Annotated in this window: 15 protein-coding genes; 9 read left to right on the forward strand and 6 right to left on the reverse strand. The window is 71.4% G+C overall.

The features are described 5' to 3' along the window. Positions 1–163: 163 nt before the first annotated feature. The 6 genes from AB0H56_RS19695 (at position 164) to AB0H56_RS19720 (ending at position 6,944) form a co-directional block, all read left to right on the forward strand. The gene (locus AB0H56_RS19695) at positions 164–1,840 is read left to right on the forward strand and encodes a fumarate hydratase (protein WP_167456474.1); all 1,677 of its coding nucleotides are present in this window, start codon (positions 164–166) and stop codon (positions 1,838–1,840) included. Positions 1,841–1,961: 121 nt separating this feature from the next. Then, a complete protein-coding gene (locus AB0H56_RS19700; RefSeq protein ID WP_357165010.1) occupies positions 1,962–3,335 on the forward strand; it encodes an AarF/UbiB family protein in 1,374 nt (457 codons plus the stop codon). Between the two features lie 99 nt (positions 3,336–3,434). Next, on the forward strand, positions 3,435–3,821 hold the full coding sequence (locus AB0H56_RS19705) for a hypothetical protein (RefSeq protein ID WP_357165013.1): 387 nt from the start codon (positions 3,435–3,437) through the stop codon (positions 3,819–3,821). 99 nt (positions 3,822–3,920) lie between these two features. After that, positions 3,921–5,024, forward strand: a complete 1,104-nt coding sequence (locus AB0H56_RS19710) for a PLP-dependent cysteine synthase family protein (protein WP_357165016.1) — start codon at positions 3,921–3,923, stop codon at positions 5,022–5,024. 47 nt (positions 5,025–5,071) lie between these two features. Next, positions 5,072–6,358, forward strand: a complete 1,287-nt coding sequence (locus AB0H56_RS19715) for an MFS transporter (RefSeq protein WP_357165247.1) — start codon at positions 5,072–5,074, stop codon at positions 6,356–6,358. Positions 6,359–6,425: 67 nt separating this feature from the next. Next, on the forward strand, positions 6,426–6,944 hold the full coding sequence (locus AB0H56_RS19720; RefSeq protein ID WP_357165019.1) for a M15 family metallopeptidase: 519 nt from the start codon (positions 6,426–6,428) through the stop codon (positions 6,942–6,944). A 16-nt stretch (positions 6,945–6,960) separates the two neighbouring features. Here AB0H56_RS19720 and AB0H56_RS19725 read toward each other — a convergent pair whose 3' ends face one another. Then, entirely contained in the window at positions 6,961–8,094 is a 1,134-nt protein-coding gene (locus AB0H56_RS19725; RefSeq protein WP_357165022.1) for an epoxide hydrolase, read from the reverse strand. An 84-nt stretch (positions 8,095–8,178) separates the two neighbouring features. On the opposite strand from AB0H56_RS19725, the gene AB0H56_RS19730 reads away from it, so the two are divergent. Next, on the forward strand, positions 8,179–9,141 hold the full coding sequence (locus AB0H56_RS19730; protein WP_357165025.1) for a YafY family protein: 963 nt from the start codon (positions 8,179–8,181) through the stop codon (positions 9,139–9,141). A 345-nt stretch (positions 9,142–9,486) separates the two neighbouring features. Beyond that, positions 9,487–10,203, forward strand: a complete 717-nt coding sequence (locus AB0H56_RS19735; RefSeq protein ID WP_357165028.1) for a hypothetical protein — start codon at positions 9,487–9,489, stop codon at positions 10,201–10,203. 13 nt (positions 10,204–10,216) lie between these two features. Here AB0H56_RS19735 and AB0H56_RS19740 read toward each other — a convergent pair whose 3' ends face one another. From AB0H56_RS19740 to AB0H56_RS19755, 4 genes are all read right to left on the reverse strand, one after another. Then, entirely contained in the window at positions 10,217–14,620 is a 4,404-nt protein-coding gene (locus AB0H56_RS19740; RefSeq protein ID WP_357165031.1) for a TIGR02680 family protein, read from the reverse strand. Between the two features lie 4 nt (positions 14,621–14,624). After that, complete coding sequence (locus tag AB0H56_RS19745; RefSeq protein ID WP_357165034.1) at positions 14,625–15,992, reverse strand: TIGR02678 family protein; 1,368 nt, start codon at positions 15,990–15,992, stop codon at positions 14,625–14,627. Further along, positions 15,989–17,488: a TIGR02677 family protein gene (locus AB0H56_RS19750; protein WP_357165250.1), complete on the reverse strand. Its 1,500-nt coding sequence runs from the start codon at positions 17,486–17,488 to the stop codon at positions 15,989–15,991. The genes AB0H56_RS19745 and AB0H56_RS19750 overlap by 4 nt, the downstream gene beginning before the upstream one ends. A 140-nt stretch (positions 17,489–17,628) precedes the next feature. After that, positions 17,629–18,768, reverse strand: coding sequence for an XRE family transcriptional regulator (locus AB0H56_RS19755; RefSeq protein ID WP_357165037.1), 1,140 nt, complete (start codon positions 18,766–18,768; stop codon positions 17,629–17,631). Between the two features lie 333 nt (positions 18,769–19,101). On the opposite strand from AB0H56_RS19755, the gene AB0H56_RS19760 reads away from it, so the two are divergent. Continuing rightward, positions 19,102–19,407: a hypothetical protein gene (locus AB0H56_RS19760; RefSeq protein ID WP_110041252.1), complete on the forward strand. Its 306-nt coding sequence runs from the start codon at positions 19,102–19,104 to the stop codon at positions 19,405–19,407. Positions 19,408–19,559: 152 nt separating this feature from the next. Here AB0H56_RS19760 and AB0H56_RS19765 read toward each other — a convergent pair whose 3' ends face one another. Further along, positions 19,560–20,444, reverse strand: a complete 885-nt coding sequence (locus AB0H56_RS19765) for a PAC2 family protein (RefSeq protein WP_232999327.1) — start codon at positions 20,442–20,444, stop codon at positions 19,560–19,562. Between the last annotated feature and the right edge of the window lie 98 nt (positions 20,445–20,542).

Below are 20,542 nucleotides of genomic sequence, written 5' to 3' on the forward strand. Positions count from 1 at the left end.
ACCGTCCGGAGAATGGGTAGCACCGTTTGTGTTGAACGTGCAACCTCGACCATTGTTCGGATTTCGTTCTTCGCGTCACAAAGGGTTGCCTAACCAGCGGGTGGGTGGCGGTGCTCGATAGGCTCCGAGTGCTTTGTGACCAGCCACCCGAGGAGTGCGATTCGTGACCGCGCCGGAGTTCCGCTATTCCGATCTGCTGCCGATCGGCGCCGACGACACGCCGTACCGCTTGCTCACCACCGAAGGGGTCAGCACCTTCGAGCACAACGGCCGCACCTTCCTGCAGGTCGAGCCCGAGGCGCTGCGGCTGCTCACCGAGACGGCGATCCACGACATCAGCCACTACCTGCGCCCCGCGCACCTGCGCCAGCTGCGCAAGATCATCGACGACCCCGAGTCCTCGGGCAACGACCGATTCGTCGCGCTGGACCTGCTCAAGAACCTCAACATCTCCGCGGGCGGCGTGCTGCCGATGTGCCAGGACACCGGCACCGCGATCGTGATGGGCAAGAAGAGCGAGGGCGTGCTGACCGGGGTCGACGACGCCGAGTGGATCAGCCGCGGCGTCTTCGACGCGTACTCCACGCTGAACCTGCGTTACTCCCAGCTCGCCCCGATCACCATGTGGGACGAGAAGAACACCGGCTCCAACCTGCCCGCCCAGATCGAGCTGTACTCGACCGAGGGCGACGCCGACAACCCGGTCTACAAGTTCCTGTTCATGGCCAAGGGCGGCGGTTCGGCCAACAAGTCGTTCCTGTACCAGGAGACCAAGGCCGTCCTGAACCCCGAGCGGATGCTCGAGTTCCTCGACGAGAAGATCCGTTCGCTGGGCACCGCGGCCTGCCCGCCCTACCACCTCGCGGTGGTCATCGGCGGCACCAGCGCCGAATTCGCCCTGAAGACAGCGAAATACGCCTCCGCGCACTACCTGGACAACCTGCCCACCGAGGGCTCGATCACCGGCCACGCCTTCCGGGATCTCGAGCTCGAGGAAGAGGTCTTCCAGCTCACCCGCGAGTTCGGCATCGGCGCGCAGTTCGGCGGCAAGTACTTCTGCCACGACGTGCGCGTGGTCCGCCTGCCCCGCCACGGCGCCTCCTGCCCGGTCGCCATCGCGGTGTCCTGCTCGGCCGACCGCCAGGCGCTGGCCAAGATCACCAAGGACGGCATCTTCCTGGAGCAACTGGAAACCGAACCGGCCCAGTACCTTCCGGAGCAGACCGAGGAGATCCTCGGCGGCGACGTGGTGAAGATCGACCTGAACCGCCCGATGGACGAGATCCGCGCCGAGCTGTCGAAATACCCGGTGAAGACCCGCCTTTCGCTGACCGGCCCGCTGGTCGTCGCCCGCGACATCGCGCACGCCAAGATCAAGGAACGTCTCGACGCGGGCGAGCCGATGCCGCAGTACCTGCGCGACATGGCCGTCTACTACGCCGGTCCCGCCAAGACCCCCGAGGGCTACGCCTCCGGCTCGTTCGGCCCCACCACCGCGGGCCGGATGGACTCCTACGTCGACCAGTTCCAGGCGGCGGGCGGCTCGATGGTCATGCTGGCCAAGGGCAATCGCTCCGCCCAGGTCACCAAGGCCTGCAACGAGCACGGCGGCTTCTACCTGGGCTCCATCGGCGGCCCCGCGGCCCGCCTCGCCCTGGACTGCATCAAGAACGTCGAGGTCCTGGAATACCCCGAGCTCGGCATGGAGGCGGTCTGGAAGATCGACGTCGAGGACTTCCCCGCCTTCATCGTCGTCGACGACAAGGGCAACGACTTCTTCGCTGAGACCTCCAAGCCCATCGCCCTGCGGGTGCGCACCCGGTCCAAGGAACGCGTGTAACCACCGAGTTCCCCCGAAGACCCCGGCGCCGCCGGGGTCTTCGGTCGTCTACTGGGCGCTTGATCGATTCCCGGGGTAGGGTGACCCGCGATAGACGCTGGACGGCTCGACGGGGGTGGCGATGGCGGCCGGCGGAGTGCCAGAGGGACGCGCGGCCCGTGGCGCCGAACTCGGGCGGCTGGCCGCGGCGCAGACTGTGCGCGGTCTCGGCACGCGGCTGTCGATGCTCGCGCGCACCGACGAGGCCAGGCAGGTGCTGGCCGAACGGTCGGCGATGAAGACCGCCCAGCAGATCGTGGCGGTGCTGGGCAGCATGAAGGGCTCGGCGATGAAGCTGGGTCAGATGCTCTCGGTGCTCGACCTCGATTTCGTGCCCGAGTCCCACCGCGAACAGTTCGCGCGCCAGCTCGCCGCCCTGCGCGATCGCGCGCCCGCCGTGGAGTTCGCGACGATGCGCCGGGTCGTCGAAGACGATCTGGGACCGCTGTCGAGCGTCTTCGCCGAGTTCGACGAGACCGCGCTCGCGGCCGCCTCCATCGGGCAGGTGCACCGCGCGCGCCTGCGCGACGGGCGCGAAGTCGCGGTGAAGGTGAAGTACCCGGGGGTCGAACGCGCCGTCAACGCCGATATCGGCAATCTCGAATTCCTCAGCAAGATGGCCAGATCCGTGCTGCCGTCCATGGCCGACACCGGCGTGCTGGAAGAGATCGCCGACAATCTGCGCAGCGAACTCGACTACCCGCGGGAGGCGCGCACCCAGCACCGGGTGGCACAGCGCTACCGGGGCCACCCCTTCATCACCGTGCCCGACGCCATCGAGGAATACTGCTCGCGGCACGTGCTGGTGACCGAATACGTCGCGAGCCATCCGTTCTCCCGCCTGCAGGAGCTGGGCGCCGCCGAACGCGACCACTACGGCGAGCTCATCTACCGCTTCTATCTGGGCACCCTGTTCACCGACAACGAGTTCTGCGGCGACCCGCACCCGGGCAATGTGCTGCTCGCCGAGGACGGCAAGCTCGCCTTCGTCGATTTCGGGCTCTACCACCGGATGGCGCCCGAGCACGTGGAATTCGAGCGGTCCTGTCTGCGCGCGGCGGGGGAGAACCGGCCCGAGGATCTGTACGCGGCCTGGGTGGGGCGCGGCATCATCGACCCAGACGCGGGCGTCACCGTCGAGGAATGCCTGGCGTACGTGTGGGCCGCCTGCGGGTGGCACCTGCTCGACGAGGAGGTGACGATCACCCCGGAGCTGGCCACCAGCGCGGTCCTGCTCGCCGTCGACCCGCGCGCGGTGGAATTCCAGGGCATGCACCGCCAGCTGCTCCCACCCGAACACGTCTTCTCCCGCCGGGCCGACCTGTTCACGTTCGCGACCATCGGCCAGCTCCGGGCCAGCGCCAACTGGCATCACCTGGCCAGGGAATGGCTCTACGACGAGCCGCCGCGCACCGACCTCGGCCGGGCGATCGCGCGGTGGCGGCGCGGCGACTGAGCGCTTTGCGCACCGTGACGGCGCCCTGACCTGCGTCTACGCATCGACGTAGTAGCTTGGTCGGCGGAGTTCGTCGTCGGTGTGCGGAAGGGAGGTGCGGTGGGACAGTCGACCGGCCGTTCCGCCGCGCACCCGGGAATCGTGCGCGCGCTGACGCTCGTGGTCGCCCTGCTGTGCGCGCTCGTGATCGATTGCACCACCGTGCATCACGACGAGCACCACGACGCCGGGCTCGTCGCCGCGGTCGTCGCCACGGCCGATCATGTCGCCCCCGACCACCCGCTGCCCGACCACTGTCTCGCCGACACGGCGGTGTCCGACAGTGGTCTCGTCCTGCCCGCGCTCGGCCTGTTCGCCGGGCTGGTGCTCGTGCTGCTGGCGAGCCTCGGCCATCCCGCGCTCGCGCCGCGCGCGCCGCCGCACTCCGCCCCGCTGTGTCGCCGGGGCCGCGACATTCTCTGCCGGTTCTGCGTCTGTCGGCGCTGATCGGTCAGCGCCAGGCCGCCCGCCGTGGGTGGGCCGGTGTCCGCTGCCCGTTCTCGTCCGCTCCGCCGTGCCCGGCGGAGCCCACAGGAAGCGACAGACATGCAGGAATACGCGCTCGACAGGACCCTGCCCGCGCTCGCCGCCCGGCCACACGCGCTGGTCGGCAACACCCCGGTGATGTGGGTCGGTGCGCCGCTGGCCACCGGCGACCGGGGTTTCTGGGCCAAGCTGGAAGGATTCAATCCCGGCGGGATGAAAGACCGGCCCGCCCTGCACATGGTGCGGCGCGCGAAGGAACGCGGTGACCTCCGCCCCGGCGCGGCTATCGTCGAATCCAGCAGTGGCACCTTCGGACTCGGCCTGGCCCTGGCCGGTCTCGAGCACGGCCACCCGGTAACCGTGGTCACCGATCCCGGTCTGGAACCCATCGTCGCCCGCATGCTGGCGGCGTTCGGCGCGCGGGTCGACCTGGTGGACCGCCCACACCCGGTCGGTGGCTGGCAGCAGGCGCGCCGCGACCGCGTCGCCGCCCTGCTCGCGGCCGAACCCACCGCGTGGTGCCCGGATCAATACAGCAATCCCGACGCCTCCGACGGCTACGCCGGACTGGCCGGCGAACTGCTCGAACAACTCGGCCGCGTCGACGTGCTGGTGTGCGCGGTCGGCACCGGCGGGCATTCGGCGGGTGTCGCCCGCGCCCTGCGGCGCCACCACCCGGCGCTGCGCCTGATCGGGGTCGACACCGTCGCCTCGACGATCTTCGGTCAACCCGCGGGCCCGCGCCTCATGCGGGGGCTCGGGTCGAACATCCACCCGGCCAATGTCGACTACGCCGCGTTCGACGAGGTCCACTGGGTCGCCCCGGCGGAAGCGGTCTGGGCCTGCCGGGCGCTGGCGGCCACGCACTACGCCACCGGTGGGTGGAGTGTCGGCGCGGTCGCGCTCGTCGCGGGCTGGGTCGCGCGCACCAGCGAGCCGGAAACGACGGTCGCGGCGGTGTTCCCGGACGGACCGCACCGCTACTTCGACACCGTCTACAACGACTCCTATTGCCGTGCGCACGATCTCCTCACCGGCCCGCCGCCCGCCGAACCCGCGACGATCGCGCACCCGGCCGAGCGCGTGGTCGAGTCGTGGACCCGCTGCGCGACGGTCGTCGATCCGGCGGCGCCCGCCGTCGCACCGGGGCCGGTGATCGTGTGAAGACACTGCGGGTCTTCGCCGGCTTCGAGACCCCGGCCCGCCTGCTCATGATCAACCAGTTCGGCATCAATCTCGGCTTCTACATGCTGATGCCGTATCTGGCGGGCTACCTGTCGGGGCCGCTCGGGCTGGCGGCGTGGGCCGTCGGCCTGGTGCTCGGTGTGCGCAACTTCTCCCAGCAGGGGATGTTCCTGGTCGGCGGCACGCTGGCCGATCGGCTCGGGTACAAGCCGCTCATCGTCGCCGGCTGTCTGCTGCGCACGGCCGGGTTCGCGGCGCTGATCTTCGCGACCTCGCTGCCGATGCTGGTGATCGCCTCGGCGGCAACGGGATTCGCCGGAGCACTGTTCAACCCGGCGGTGCGGGCCTACCTCGCGGCCGAGGCCGGGGAGCAGCGGCGGGTCGAGGCGTTCGCGGTGTTCAACGTGTTCTATCAGGCGGGCATCCTGGCCGGGCCGCTGGTCGGCATCGCCCTGCTCGGCGTGGACTTCCGGTGGGTCGCGGGCGCGGCCGCCGTGGTGTTCGCGGTGCTGTCGGTGGCGCAGCTGTGCGCGTTGCCGCAGCGCCGTGGCGCCGCCGCGACGGGGTCGGTGCTCGGCGACTGGCGGGCGATCGCCGGGAACCGTCGGTTCGTGGCTTTCGCGGTGGCGATGGGCGGGTCGTATGTGCTCTCGTTCCAGGTGTATCTGGCGCTGCCGTTGCAGGCACAGGTCATCTCCGGCGCGGGTGCGCAGACGCTGACCGCGCTGGTGTTCGTGGTGTCCGGCGTCGTCGCGGTGGCCGGACAGGTGCGGATCACCGCCCGGTTCCGCGCGCGCTGGGGAACCGCTCGCGGCCTGGTCATCGGGGTCGGAGTGCTCGCGGCGGCGTTCGTTCCGCTGGTACTGGTGCCGGGTTCCGGTCCCTTCGGTACGGTGGCCGCCGCGGTGGCACTGCTGCTCGCGGCCGCCGTGCTGGCGGTCGGGACCGCCGCGGTGTTCCCGTTCGAGATGGACACCGTCGTCTCGATGGCCGAGGGCAAGCTCGTCGCGACCCACTACGGGTTCTACAACACGATCGTCGGCGTCGCGATCCTGGCGGGCAACCTGGCGACGGGAGCCGTCTTCGGCGCTGCCAGAGCGGCCGGGGCGGACCGGTTCGTCTGGGCCGGGCTGGTGCTGATCGGGGCGCTCACCGCGGCCGCCGTGCACCGCGCGATCCGGCCCGCGTCGGGACGGCACCGGCTGCGGGCCGACCTGGCGCCCTACACGGCGCCGCCGGGCCGGTGGCCGGTCCGCACCGGTGGCGAGTCGTGGGCCGAACCGGCCGTCGGTACGGACCGGATCATGCGGTGAGCTGGGCGGTGTCCGAGCCCGGCCACCGTGGGTCGGCTCGGGCACCGGGCGCCGATAGTATTCCGGCATGACTACTGTGCTCGGCCGCGTGGCCGACCGGATGCTGGTGACGGTCACGGCCGCGGCGGCCGTGACCGCCGTCGGTGTCGGCCTCGCCACCGCCCAGCCGAGCGGGACCGACCAGCGCGAACAGTTCCAGTCGGCCGCGGGCACCGAAGGCCTCGACCCCGCGCTGGCCCTGGCCTACACCCTCGCCGAACAGCAGGCGCACGCCGAAGACGTGCCGCTGTCGATCACCTCGGGCCACCGCACCCACGCCGAGCAGGACCTGCTCTGGCAGGACGGACTCGCCACCTACGGCAGCCCCGAGGAGGCCCGCCGCTGGGTGCTGCCCCCGGAGGAGTCCACGCACGTCTCCGGCCACGCGATCGATGTCGGCCCCCAGGTCGGCGCCCAGTGGCTGGAAGCCAACGGCAACCGGTGGGGGCTCTGCCGGACGTTCGACAACGAGTGGTGGCACTTCGAGTTGGTCACCGCGCCGGGCGCACCCTGCCCACCCCGCGTGCCCGACGCCAGCCTGCGCTGACGCCGGGCGGGCCGGTTCAGCGCAGCGCGCCGAAGAAGGTCCGGATGTCGGCGACGTGGGCCGCGGGTTCCTCCATCGCGACGAAGTGGTTGCCGGGGTTTCCCGCGGGCCAGTGGGTGATCTTGTTGTCGCGGTCGGCGAGCGTGCGCATCAGCGGTGAACCGCCACCGTAGACACCGGTCGGCACCAGGTTCTGACCGGTCGGCCAGCCGAAACCGCCGTCACGCAGGCCGTTGTACATCGGCCACGACGACGAGCCCGTCGTCTGGGTGAACCAGTAGATCGCGATATTGGTCAGCAGGTGATCGCGGTCGATCACGTCCTCGGCGAGCTCGGCCATGGGCGTGAACTCCTGGAACTTCTGGATCATCCACGCCAGCAGGGCGACCGGGGAGTCGTTCCAGCCGAGCGCGAAGGTCTGCGGTGCCGCGCGCAGCAGGGTGTGGTGGTCGACGCCGCCGGTCATCCACTGCTGCATCTCCTCCCACTGGGCCAGGTCCTGCGCGGACATGGCCGGCACATCGGACTCGGTGGGCATCCCGATGCCGCCGTCGAGGTGGACACCGAGCACGTGATCCGGTGCGGCAAGGGCCATCTCGGGGGCGATGTAGGCGCCGAGGTCGCCGCCCTGGGTGCCGTAGCGGTCGTAGCCGAGGCGGGCCATCAGCGTCGTCCACATCCGCGCGACCCTGGCCGTGCTCATTCCGGTCTCGCGCGGTGCCGCCGAGAAGGCGAAGCCGGGAACCGACGGCACCACCACGTGGAAGGCGAGCGCCGGGTCGAGCCCGTGGGCGCGCGGATCGGTGAGCGGGCCGATGGTGCGGGTGAATTCGACGAACGAGTTCGGCCAGCCGTGGGTCAGCAGCAGCGGCACCGCGTCCGGTTCGGGGGAGCGGACGTGCACGAAATGCACGTCGAGGCCGTCGATCCCGGTGACGAACTGCGGGAAGGCGTTCAACGCGGATTCCTGTGCGCGCCAATCGAAATCCTCGGCCCAGTAGCGCGCGAGCTCCCGCAGGTAGTCGACCGGGACACCGCGCTCCCAGCCCGCGCCGGGCAGCTGGTCGGCCCAGCGCGTCCGGGCGAGGCGGTCGCGCAGGTCGTCGAGATCGGCCTGCGGGATGTCGATGCGGAACGGGCGAACGGTCATCGGGAACTCCTCGGTCGGTGGTGTCTTCGACCCTAGAAGGCATATAGGACAGATTCGGTCCTACTTCTCCGGCAGGATGACGACATGACCGATACCGCCGCGCGCCTGCTCCGCCTGCTCTCGCTGTTGCAGCTGCCCCGCGAATGGCCGGGCAGCGAGCTCGCCGACCGGCTCGGGGTCACCGACCGCACCGTCCGCCGCGATGTCGACCGGCTCCGGGAGCTGGGCTATCCGGTGGTCGCGGTGATGGGCGCGGCCGGGGGCTACCGGCTCACCGCCGGCTCGGCGCTGCCGCCGCTGGTGCTCGACGAGGACGAAGCGGTCGCCGTCGCGGTCGGTCTGCGGGTGGCGGCCGGGCAGTCGGTGGCCGGCATCGAGGACGCCTCGGTGCGCGCGCTGACGAAACTCGAACAGGTGCTGCCCGCGAAGCTGCGCCGCCGGGTCCGGGTCTTCGGCGCGGCCGTCGCCGTGCGGGCCGGTTCCGGGCCGACGGTCGACCCGGAGGTCCTCACCGTGCTCGCCGCCGCGGTGACCAACCGCGAACGGGTGCGGCTGCGCTACCACGATGCCGACGGCGCGGAGTCGCGGCGCCACGTCGAGCCGATCGGCGTCGTCGCGTCCGGGCGGCGCTGGTATCTGGTCGCCTACGACCTCGACCGCGACGGCTGGCGCAGCTTCCGCGCCGACCGGATCACCGCCCCGCAGCCGACCGGCGCGCGCTGCCTCCCCCGCACACTGCCCGCCGCCGACGCGGCGGACTACGTCGCGGGCCGCCGAACCGACTGGGCCACAACGGAATACCGGGTGGACGTGACGATCCACGCCCCGATCGGCCGCGTCGCCGGCAGACTCGGCGCCCACCCGGCCGCCCTCGTCGCCACCGGGCCGACAGCCTGCCGCCTCGTCGAAACCCGCGACGACGACCCGGAATGGCTCGCCACCCAACTCCTCGCCCTGGCCGTCCCGTTCCGCGTCCACGCCTCCCCCGAGCTGCGGAATCGGTTGCGGCAGATGGCGGCACGCGTCGAGTACGCGCTGGAGGAGTGACCCACGCAGCCGGTCACGACGCGCGAGCGAAACGTGCCGTCGCCGCCTACAGTCGATCCATGGTCACCGCCGCGATACCTGGACGTCCGGACCGATGCGCGGCGTGCCCCCGGTGCGAACCAGTAACGGACCTGGGCGTTCGGTAGTCACCCGGTGATCTGCGAAACGCGGGTGCCGTGCAGGTGGCGCGGGGAACCATTCGAGATCTGGGTCGACCGGCCCGATCGCGCGTTCATCCACCACGTCGGTGATCGCGCGGAAGTCGGGACGTGGCCCGGCATGTCGCTGCGCCACCGATACGGGTGGGTGCCCCGCGCGGAACTGACCTATGTCGGAGTCGACAGCGTGTTCGCCGGCGCGCTCCTGCGCCTCGACGACGCCTTCGCCTCGGTGGCCTCGCCCGCGTCGATCGCGGCGTGCCCGTGCTGTCCGGAACCTGCCGATTACGCGGCACTGCTGCGTACGCCGCGCCATCAGCTCACCGGAATCGAACTGGGCAGCTTCGCCTTTCGTGTCATGAATACGGTCTGTTCAGCGGCGGAGCTGCGGTATTTCGCCGGGCGCATCCTGCAGCTCGTCCATGGGGGTGATCAGCGGATGCCGGACATGGAAGTGGTGTACGGCAAGCTCCGGCGAGCGGACTGGCAGTCCTGGGCACAGGCCGCGGCGCTCGCCGAGGTGTTCGACGCGTTGTGGGACAGCATGTTTGCCGCCGCGGCCCCGCGGACGGGTGTCGACACCGTACTGTGCGCCTTGGGCGCTGCCGAGCCCTCGATCGCCGGGCGGCTCGTGGCCTGGGAGCGGCTCGATTCCGCGCGGTCGATACGGAACCTGCACGAATTCGTCGTGCGGGGGTGCCGTCGCCGCGGGGGCGGACTGGTACCGAGGAACTCCTACTGGGATCGGAGGTGGGCGACGTATGGCGAACTGGTCGCGTGGCTCGGCCGTCTCCCGGCTGCGGTGAATTCGGCCTTCGACCGGGTCGACGATGCCGAGTCGCTCGAATTGCTCGCCGCGACACACGACGTGCTCGAGGGGGCTCGGCCGTCGGCTGCCGAGTAGGCCTCGGACCGGCTCAGCCGACGGGGGCAGGTTCGCCGGGCATGCCCTCCAGGGTGAGGCCGCCCTCGATCGTGTTGGGGACACGGCGGCGGTTGGGGGAGCCGAGAGCGGTGGTGAGGTCGCCGCCGTCGTGTTCGGCCAGGAGTTCGCCGCTGTCCCAGACGAGCAGGGTCGCGCTGACGGTGTTCTCGGCGGTGGAGTGCGCGAGGTCGTAGTGGGCGCAGCCGGGGACGTGGGCGTAGGTGATCCACAGGTCGTAGCCGGTCATGAACAGGTCGAGGTCGAATTGCACACTCAGGCCGAGCAATTCGCTGCGGCCGTTGTCGTCGACGCCGGCGAATGCCTCGTCCAGCGCGAGCAGGCGCGGGGCCTGCGGATCGGCGGAGTCGAGCATCACGTGCGCGGCGGCGAACAGCGGCAGATGCAGCGAGACCGACTGCTCGCCACCGGAGAGCGCGCTGTGCCTGGCCACGGTGAGCTTGTCCTCGCTGCCGTCGCCGTTGATCAGCGTGAACGAGAACACCCGCCACGTGCGGTAATCCAGGGTGGCGGCGAGGATCTCGGGGTAGGAACGTTCCGGGTGCGCGGTGCGGGCGGCGCGGATCTCGGCGGCGAAATGCGCGCGCACCGCCCCCAGATCCTCGGGGCTCAGCGCGGCGGTGTCGCGATCGAGCAGTTTGCACATCGCGCGCGCGGCCTCGGACAGACCGTCGGCCAGCACCCAGTGCACACCGATCGTGTTGCCCGAGGACATGCGCCGCTGCTTCATCTCCGCGCCCATCCTGGCGATGAGTTCGCGTGCGTCGGTGGTTCTCTCGTGGATCTGCTGGGCCAGTCCGGTCAGCAACGCGTCCTCGAGAATGCGGCGCTCGGCGTCGGTGAGCAGCAGTTCCTGATCGCGGCGGGCCGCGTCGATACGGGCAGCGAAGTCGGCGAGGGCGGCCTGCCCGTTCTCGTCGTGCACGGCGACCACGGTGAGTCCGTCGGCGGCGTCCCAGTGCAGCCGGTAGTCGCGGCCCGACGCGGTGAGCGCCGCGTCGAACTCCTGCAGCGCGCTGGTGACGGCCGAGCGGGTCGACTTGCGTCCGGCCTCGGTGGCCTTCACCGACGCCGTGGCGGCGTCGAGGTCGGCGAACAGCGCCGCGACCTCCTCGGGCAGCACCACCGGATCGGTCTCCGGACCGGCCGCGACGATCCGGTACTGCAGCTGTTCCGGTGTCGACCAGGCGGCGTCGGCACTGGGCCAGCGGTGCTCCACGGACGCGCCGAGCAGACTCAGCAGATCGGGCCGGGCGTATGGGGCGAGACAGCGCACCTCGGCCAGGACCTCGGCGAGCGCGGTGGCGAGTGCCTCGTTGGCCGTGCGATACGCGGCCTCGGCGTCACCGACCGCCTCGATCGCCGCGTTGGCCGCCTTGCGGGCGGCGCGCTGCTCGGCCTTGGCGGCCTCGATGGCGGCGCGGGCCGCCTCGAGGTCGCGGTCGATGTCGGCGGCGCTCGCGCCCAGTGCCTCGCGCAGGGTTTCCAGCTTGCGCTGCTGCTCGGTGAACCCGAGCCGGGCGGCCTCGGCCTCCTCGGCGAACGCCTCCGCCAGCGCGCGGGCCTCGTCGTGGCGATCCGCGCCCTCGCGTTCGCGTTCCCGTTCGCGCTCGTGTTCGGCGCGCAATCGCAGCAGGCCGGTCCCGGTGTTCTCGAAGTGCCTGATCGCGGCCGCGAGCGCGTCGAGTTCACGCGCCTCGGTCGGCGTGCGGTGCGCCTGCGCGGTGGTGCGCAGCTTCTTGTCCGCCGCGGTGGCCTCGGCGACGGCCTGATCGAGTTCGCGCTCGGCCTGGGCCACCGCCTCCGTCCTGGACCGCATGAGCCCCGCCGTCTCCGCGACCGCGCGCAAGGCGGCGGTGATGGCCGAGGGTCGCGGCAGCGTCTTGGTGGCAGCGCTGATCGCTGTCAATTCGGCTGCGGCGGTGGACTCCTCGGCTTTCGCGGCGTCGATCTCGGACGCGGCGGCGTCGATCGCGGCATCCAGTTCGGCCAGGCGGGCCGTCCGGCGCCGCGCCCGTGCCGTCGCGCCGAGGAATTCGGCTTCCGCCTTGGTGTGGCGACCCCGCTGCAGGCCGTGCCGGAACGTTCCGTCGGCACCGAGGGCCACGACGGGTTCGGTGGTCGGGTCGGCGTCAGTAAGGGCGATCGAGGCGAGGACCGCCGCGACCGTCTCGGTGGGGACGGGCAGGTCGGCGGAATCGTCCTCGACGGCGAGGACGTCGGCGAGGGTGCGTCCGGTGGGCCGCTCACCGGGAGCGAGTGGTAGCAGGTAACGCACACCGTCGGCCTGCGGAGGCAGGTCGGGTCCACTGATCCAGGCGTCGAGCAGACCCGCGGCCTGCAGAGCGGCTTCGACGCCCGCCGCCTGATCCGCTGTCACGGTGTCGGCGAAGCGGACCAGGCGCCACAGCGGCGCGCCGGGGCGGTCGGCGTGCTCGCCGGAATCGGTCGGGTGCGGCGGGGGCGCGTCCTCGCGCTCGGCCGCCACGCGCCGGCGTTCGGCGACCAGGCTTTCGCGGCGGGCGGTCGCGGTGGCCGCCCTGGCCTTGGCCTCCTGCCGCCTGGTCCGGATCTGTTCCTGGAGTGGCTCGCAGTACTCGGTGAGCACCTCGGTGGCGGTCGCCGCGTCGTCGGTGCCCGCCGCTGTCACCGCGGCCGCCAGCGCGGCGAACAGATCGTGCCCGGTCGCGGAACTGTCGGCCCGCGATGGCCCGTCGCTGTCCGATCCGTTCGGCACGGTGTCCGCGGCGGTCGTCACCGCGTCGGCCCCGGCCGTGGCATGTCCGGCTGCCGAGCCGTCGCGACCCGACGCACCGGGGGTTCGCGCGGAACCCGGTGCGGCGCTTTCCCGATCGGTGGCAGCGACACCGGGTGCCGCCGGAGTGAAGACGGCGGCGTTGTCCTTCCACCACGCGCGCAGGGCGGCGGTGGATTCCGTGCGGGCCAGCGCGACCGCCGCTTCGGCGTGGGCGACCTCGGCGGCCGCGGCGTCGCGCAGTTCCACCGCGCGTTCGGCCAGCCGCTGGGCGCGTGTGCGCTCGGCGGCGAGGGATTCCCAGCGGCTCACGGCCTTGCGGACGGCGCGCACGTCGGCGTCGCGTTCCTCGGCGTGCCCACGCACGGCGGCGGTGATCTGGTCGCCGCGGCCGTCGGTGCCAGGCGCGACCCACTCGATGCCCGCCTCCTCGGCGGCCGCGCGCAACGCGTCCTCGCCACGGACCAGGGCGGCGGCCGCGGTGCGGACGGCCTCGGCGGCGCGCTCGGCCTCCTCGGCGCGGCGCTGCAGGGTCTGGCCCGCCTCCGCGGCCTTGTCGCGGTGCACGGCGGCGGAGGTCTCCAGCCTGCGCACGGCGTCGGCGAGGTCGTCGAGCTGCTGTTTGCCCTCGTAGGCGCTGGACCGCTGCAGGTTCTCCCGGTCGGCGATGGCCTGCTCGTAGGCGCGGTCCGCTTCCTCGGCCCTGGTCTCGGCCGCGGTCCGGTCGGCCTCGCGGCGGGTGCGCAGGGCCGTCGCCGCGAACAGCGCGGTCGAGGCGTTGGTCACCGCGTCCAGGCGGGTCCTGACCTGGTCGACATCGGACTTCGCCTGCACCGCGAGGTATTTGCGGTACACGTCGACGAAGCGGCGGGTGGCGGTGTCGGCCTGGACGAGCCCGTCGAGCGTGCGCCCGACCTCCTCCATGTCGCTGAACGAGCGTGCCGCGTCGAGGATCAGCTGCTCGTCGAGCGGGCGCAGACCGTCGGTCAGCGCTTGCGAGAGCCCACGCGGGTCGAGGTTCTTGGCGAGCTGGGGCCTGCGCAGGGTGAGGATCAGGTTGATCAGCTGGTCGTAGCGTTGCACGCCGAGCCCGAACATCCTGGCGTCGATGGCGGCCCGGTACTCCACCGGCCGGTCGACGATGGCGTCGCTGCCGATCTGCTCGGCCAGCTGCTTGCGGGTCAGCGGCCGGTCGTCGGGGCCGATGAGCGAGAAGTCGACACCGGCGCGCCCGTCGGCGACGAAGTACCAGCGCGTCACCTTGTCCGAGGAACGGGTGGCGCGCATCCCGATCCCCACCGTCACGACCTCGGGATCGTCCCAGTCGCCGCGCGCGAACTCCATCCACACGTACGAGTACGCCGACTCCTGCTTGCGATACAGCAGATTCGACTTCATCGTGCGTTCCTCACCCGCGAACGGGTTGAGCCTGCGCGGCTCGATCCGCCCGTCGAGCACGAACGGGAACAGCACCTCGAGGGCCTTGGTCTTGCCCGAGCCGTTGGGGCCGCGCAGCACCAGGCGACCGTCGGCGAAGCAGAACTCCTGGTCGCGGTAGTCCCACAGGTTGACGATCCCGGCGCGGGTCGGAACGAAACGCACTCCGCCGTGAATGAGCGACATCTGCTCAGTTCCCTCCCGTTGCGGCGCCGCTGGTCTCCGCGGCGGTGACGAACAATTCCTCGGCGCGGCGCACCCGGACGGTGACCACGGCGCCGCGATACCTGGCCAGCGCGGGCAGCACCAGCAGCCCGTCCGCGACCGGCCGGATCAGCCGCAGCCGGGCCAGCAGCGCCAGCACCTCGATGGTGAGGCCGCCGACATCGGCTTGCCATTGCGCGGCGAAGGTCGCGCCGTAGCGGTCGGTGAGCGCGGTGACCGTCTCGCGGACCCACTCCGTGGTCAGGAACGGATAGGTGACGGGCTCGGTGTCGTCGTCCTCGGCGTCCGCCGTGTCGAGGTCGGGGACCTCACCGTCCTCGGCGAGCGGGGCGAACACGCCTGCCGCCGGAATGGCCTCGTCGAGCCGGTCGAGCAGCTCGTCGTCGGGGCCGGGATCGGGGCGCCGGGGGAGCGGGTGATCGATGTCGAGCACCATGTCGGCGATCTCGCCGATGAGCAGCAGGGCCACCTGGGCGAGCGTGCCGGTACCGGGAAACCTGGTGTCGGACAACCGGCCCGAGGTATCGATGAGCGCCACGCCCTCGGCTCGGCGCTCGGCGCGCAGACCGGTGCAGTACTCGACCTCGCCGACCAGGCGGTCCTGCGCGAGCAGCGCGCGCTCGGCGGGCGGCAGGTCTTCGAGGTAGACCACCGGCCGCTCCACCAGGGCGCGGCGCAGCCGGCGCGCCGACTCGGCGGGCGAGGGCTCGGCGTCGGCGAGCAGGCCGCGCACGCTGTGCAGGTGCTGCAGCGCCCGCGGCGGCCGGAAGAGCGCGAACACCACCGGGCGGTCGATGTCGTAGAGCGCCTCACCGGCCTCGGGGTCCGAGGCCCAGCCGCCCGCGTCGCCGTCGGCCAGGGTCAGCGCGCCCCGCGCGCCGAGCCAGCCGACCGCGTCGACGAACGCGTCGCGATCGGCGGCCCGGTCGGTCGACAGCTCGAGGCCCTCGATCCGGCTCGCGTAATCGGCCACGTGCTCGGCCAATTCGGACAGCGTGATCTGGTCGCCCGCGCGGCCCAGCGCCGCCAGCGCCAGCGACAGATAGGCGTAGCGGCGGCGATCGAAGACCCGATCGTTGACGCTGCGCGCGGGGACGGTCTCGTCGAGCCGGTCGTGCACCGGATACAACCGGGCCGTGGTCTCGGTGACCTCGAGCCGGTACCCGAACAGTTCGGCCAGGTCCTCGCGCAGTTCGGTGGCCCAGCGCCGCACCAGCGGCAGCGCGATCCGGTCGGGATAGACCCTGGTCACCAGGTGGTTGGCGAGCATCACCCTGGCGGCGCGCTGATAGCTGTCCAGGGCGAGCGCGTCGATGCGGCGCCGCTGTCTCATCGCTTCGCCCCCCTGCGGGTGGTCGCGGTGACCTCGAGGCGGCGATTGTTCAGATGCAGCAACCCCGCCGCGGTGCGGATCACCGTCGACCCGTCGCACGGCCGCACCGTCAGGGTGACGCCGTTGTCGGAACCCGTTGTGCCGTCGACCCGTCCGCTCACCGGCACCCACGCCGTCGAGGCCGCGTCGAGCAGGCGCAGCAGGACCTCGGTCTCGCGGGCGTCGAGCACGCGCTCGTGCACCGCGCCGGTGGCCAGCGACGCGGCCGCCGCCGCCCGGTCACGCTGCGCCGCCAGCTGGGCCTCGCGCAGGCGTCGGATACCCGCGTCGTTGCGCGCGATCCGGGCCGGCGCGCCCGCGCTGGGCGCGCGACCGGTCTCGGCCAGGGTGCGCGAGATCTCCAACGGCGGTGCGTCCCACCAGGATCGGCTCGCCGGGATCAGGTCGGCGTCGGGGTGCTCGAGCGCGAGATGGCGCGGCTTGCCGAGGCCGAACACCGCGTCGTAGAGCGCGTGCGCGCTGCCGAGGGTCGGGGTGTCGACGAACCAGGCGGCCAGGTGCCGCAGGGCCGACTCCCGGCTGACCCCGCCGCGCCGGGTCTCGGTGACCCGCCGCAGCAGCGACAGCACCGCGGCGATCGCGCTCATCGTCGCCTCGCGCAGCCGATCGGCCTCGCACGTCTCCGGCGCGTCCCCGCCCGCCGACACGAACCAGGTGCGCAGGCCGTCCCAGCGCGCCCGCCAGTCCGCCTCGCGTTCCACCGTGCTGAGCAGCACCCGCTCGTCACAGCTCGCCGCGCGCGCGATCAGCCGATCGACGCCGGTGTCCTCCACCTCGCCGATCGCGGCGGCCAGGCGCGGCGCGAACCGGGCCAGATCCATGCTGAATTCGCGCATGTGCGCCAGCAGCGCGTCCTTGTGCGCCAGAAAGGATTCCGGGGTGATCTCGGTGGTGCGCACCAGATCGCCCAGCGACAGGTAGAAGTGCGCGGCCCGCGCGGCCATGTCGGTGAGCGCCGCGTCGAGCCTGCGCAGCGTGGTGTAGACGCGTTCGGCGTCGGCGTCGCGATTGGCGGCGGCGAGGGTGCCCAGATCGGCGAGCAGTTCGGGCAGCACCAGCCGCGACAGCGACGCGTCGTCCATCCTGGCCGTCAGCACACCGGCCACCGCCCGGTAGGCCTGGAAACCGGCCTGCGCGAACTGGTAGACGTAGTGCCGGTTGCGGTACTCGGCGAGGGTGGCCGCGCGGGTGCCGTCGTAGCTGCGTTCGAGCACGCCCCAGCGATGCAGCTGCTCGAGCAGCGGCCCGATCTCGGCGGCGGGCAGCGGCACCCCGGCAGGCCCGGCGTGCGTGCCCGTCTCGGCCCTGGCGATCCACTCGGCGACGTCGTCGGCGTGCAGCAGCACCACGTAGGCGGCGCGGGCGCTGTCGAAGGCGCGCAGCACCCGCAGGTAGTCGGCGCGCTTCTCGGCGGTCGCGAACGAGAACAACCGCAGCCGCTCGTCCCACAGGGCGGGTACGGCGCTGGGCAGGCCGTCGGCGAGGTCGGTCACCGGAGTGAGGGTAGTGGTGGGGACCGACGCGGTCGGGGCACCCGTCCCGCGACGGCGTGCCTCGCCCGTCTGGTAGGCGCCGCTCACCCGACGTTGAGCGAGCGCAGCTGCTCGAGGAACGACTGGGTGCGCGGGTCTCCTGGGTAGCGTTCGATGATCTCGCGCGCCGCCTCGCCCGCGATCCAGGCCAGTGACGGCAGCGAACGCCTGCCCGCGGTGAACGCCGCGACTCCCTCCTCGACCGCTCGCTCGAGATCGCGGTCGCGCACCGCGACCACCGCCAGCGTCAGCCGTGCCTCCGACACCCGCATCGGATTGCGGATCGTGCCGTCGGGCCTGGTCGAGTCGCTGATCACCTGGTTGGCGTAGCGCTCGGCGAGCCGGTCCTGTCCGGCCACCCGGCAGCAGTCCATCGCGTAGAAGTCGAACTTGGTGGCGTCCACCACGAAGTGGTTGTCCAGATCCGCCGGATGACCGGTGCGCGACAGGATCGCCCTGCCCTCGTCGAGCGCGGTCTGCACCGCCCTGCGGTCGCCGAGCCTGGCCCAGCCCTTGGCGCGCTGCGCGGCCAGCTGCACGCCGACGCCCAGCGCGGAGGTCCCCGACATCGCCTTCTCGGACACATCGATCGCGCCACGGAAATTGCCCTGGGTGAGCGCGAACCAGGCCGACATCTCGGCCGCCCAGGCGGAGATCTCGACGCTGCCCGCCTCGCGGCCCAGCGAATCGGCGGCCCGCCGGGTGGCCTCGGCCCCGGCCCGGTGTCCGAGGTCGTAATCGACGCAACCCACCAGCAACGCCACCCAGCCCGCGAGCACCAGGATCTCCCGGTGCTGGCTCAGGGTGAGCCTGCCGTCGAGCAGCGAGGTGATCCGGCGCAGCCAGGCGGTGCCCTCGGCGTGCAGGTCGTGCGGGTCGGCGTAGGCGTACTCGCAGCACAGCCGTTCGGCGGTGATCCGCACCGCGTCCAGCGTCGCGCTGTTGACATCGGACATCCGGAGCCTGCCGATGAACTCGAGGGTGTCCATACCGGTCGCCGATAACAGCTCGTCATCGCGGTTGGGCCGGGACTTGGGGAAGAACGCGGCCGGGACGGTGTCGAACGCGGCCGCGATGATCGGCGCGTAGAACTCGTCGGGGCGCGATTCGCCGGACTCCCAGCGGCGCCAGTTGCGGAGCAGAGTACTGTCTGTCGGCAGGTTGTGGGAGGACTTGGCACGCATCGCGCGGACGGCATCGGCTTGCGACCACCCCCTCGCGTCACGTTCCGAGCGCATCCGGACAGCCCAGACGGGTCGATCATCAGTTGCGGTCACGGCGGTAGTATCCCACCAGTTAACGTTCGGCGTCCCGAATAGGGCATGTAGATGTCATCGGCTTGACATCTGCTGCGAACGGCGCCGAATCCGCATGCTGTAAGTAGGTGCCCGGCCCGCAGACCGGACACCCGCCCTGTGGGAGAGCTTGCAGGGCAACGCAGTACCCCCGCGCGGCGCACGGCGCGGCGCGGGGGGATCCGACAACAGAACAGCGATCCCAATCCAACGGAGGTTCGGGTGGAAGCGTTGATCTATGGATACTTGCGGGACGATCTGGCCGAAGGCCAGGGCGACCAATTGGAGGATGCGCTACGCAGCCTCGCGCGTACCGCGGGGATGTGTTTCGCCGCGACGTTCCATGAATCGACCGCGGGTGACGGTGCGGCGTTCGCCGAGCTCACCCAGGAATTGAAGCGGGCCGACGCACACCACGTGGTGGTGCCGTCGCTCGATCACCTTGCGGGCCAGACGATTCCGCGCGACCTGCTGATCGCGAAGCTGGCGCACGAGGCGGCCGCCCAGGTGCTCACCCTGGAGCGCTGACCATGGCGGGTACCGGATCCGAACCACCATCTCGGTAGCGGCCGCGCTCCGGCCGCCACCGGTCAGCAGCACGGCGCTGACGATCTCTGCCGCTGCCGAACCGCCGTCGCCTTCGCTCGCGTGAGCGAAGACTCTCAGGCCAGCGGTGACAACTACAGACCGAAACTGCCTGGGCCGCGCCGCCGGAGGTACTTCTCGAACTCCGCCGCGATGGCGTCGCCGTCGATCTTCGACATCGTCTCGTTGAGGTCGATCGCCGCGTCGCCCCGCTCCTCGAGCGAGCGCACGTACTCGTTGATCTCCTCGTCGCCGACGGTCATCTCGTTGACCGCGGCCTCCCACTCCTCGGCCTGCTTGGGCAGCTCGCCCAGCGGGACCTCGATGTCGAGGACGTCCTCCACCCGGTGCAGCAGCGCGATGGTCGCCTTCGGGTTCGGCGGCTGAGAGACGTAGTGCGGCACGGCCGCCCAGAACGACACCGCGGGCACGCCGGCCTTCACGCACTGGTCCTGCAGCACACCGGTGATCCCGGTCGGGCCCTCGTACCTGGTCTGTTCCAGGTTGAATCGTTCGGCCGCCTCCGGGCTGTAGGCCGAACCGGTCACCGGCACCGGCCGGGTGTGCGGAGTGTCGGCCAGCAGCGCGCCGAGGATCACGACGGTCTCCACACCCAGCTGTTCGATGAACTCGAGCAGGTCGTTGCAGAAGCTGCGCCAGCGCATGTTCGGTTCGATGCCGCGCAGCAGCACCACGTCACGGTCGCTCCCGGGCGGCGAGCACACCGAGAGCATGGTCGAGGGCCACTGGATCTCCCTGGTCACCCCGTCGACCTGCCGCACCGTCGGACGGTTCACCTGGTAGTCGTAGTAGTCCTCGGAATCGAGTTCGGCGAGCGGCTCGGCGTCCCAGATCAACTCCAGATGTTCGACCGCGCCACTGGCCGCGTCACCGGCGTCGTTCCAGCCCTCGAAGGCAGCAACCAGCACGGGATTGCGCAACGTCGGCAGTTCCGTCTCGGGGGTTTCACTGGCATCCACCCGGTCAGCCTAGTGTCTGTGGCGAATTGTTTTGCGGTGACCGGCGCTGTTGCGTGTTTCCGGCGCGCGCTGTGTCGCAGGCCACTCCGATCACCCAC

It is taken from the genome of Nocardia sp. NPDC050717 (genome assembly GCF_040654275.1).
Lineage (GTDB): Bacteria > Actinomycetota > Actinomycetes > Mycobacteriales > Mycobacteriaceae > Nocardia.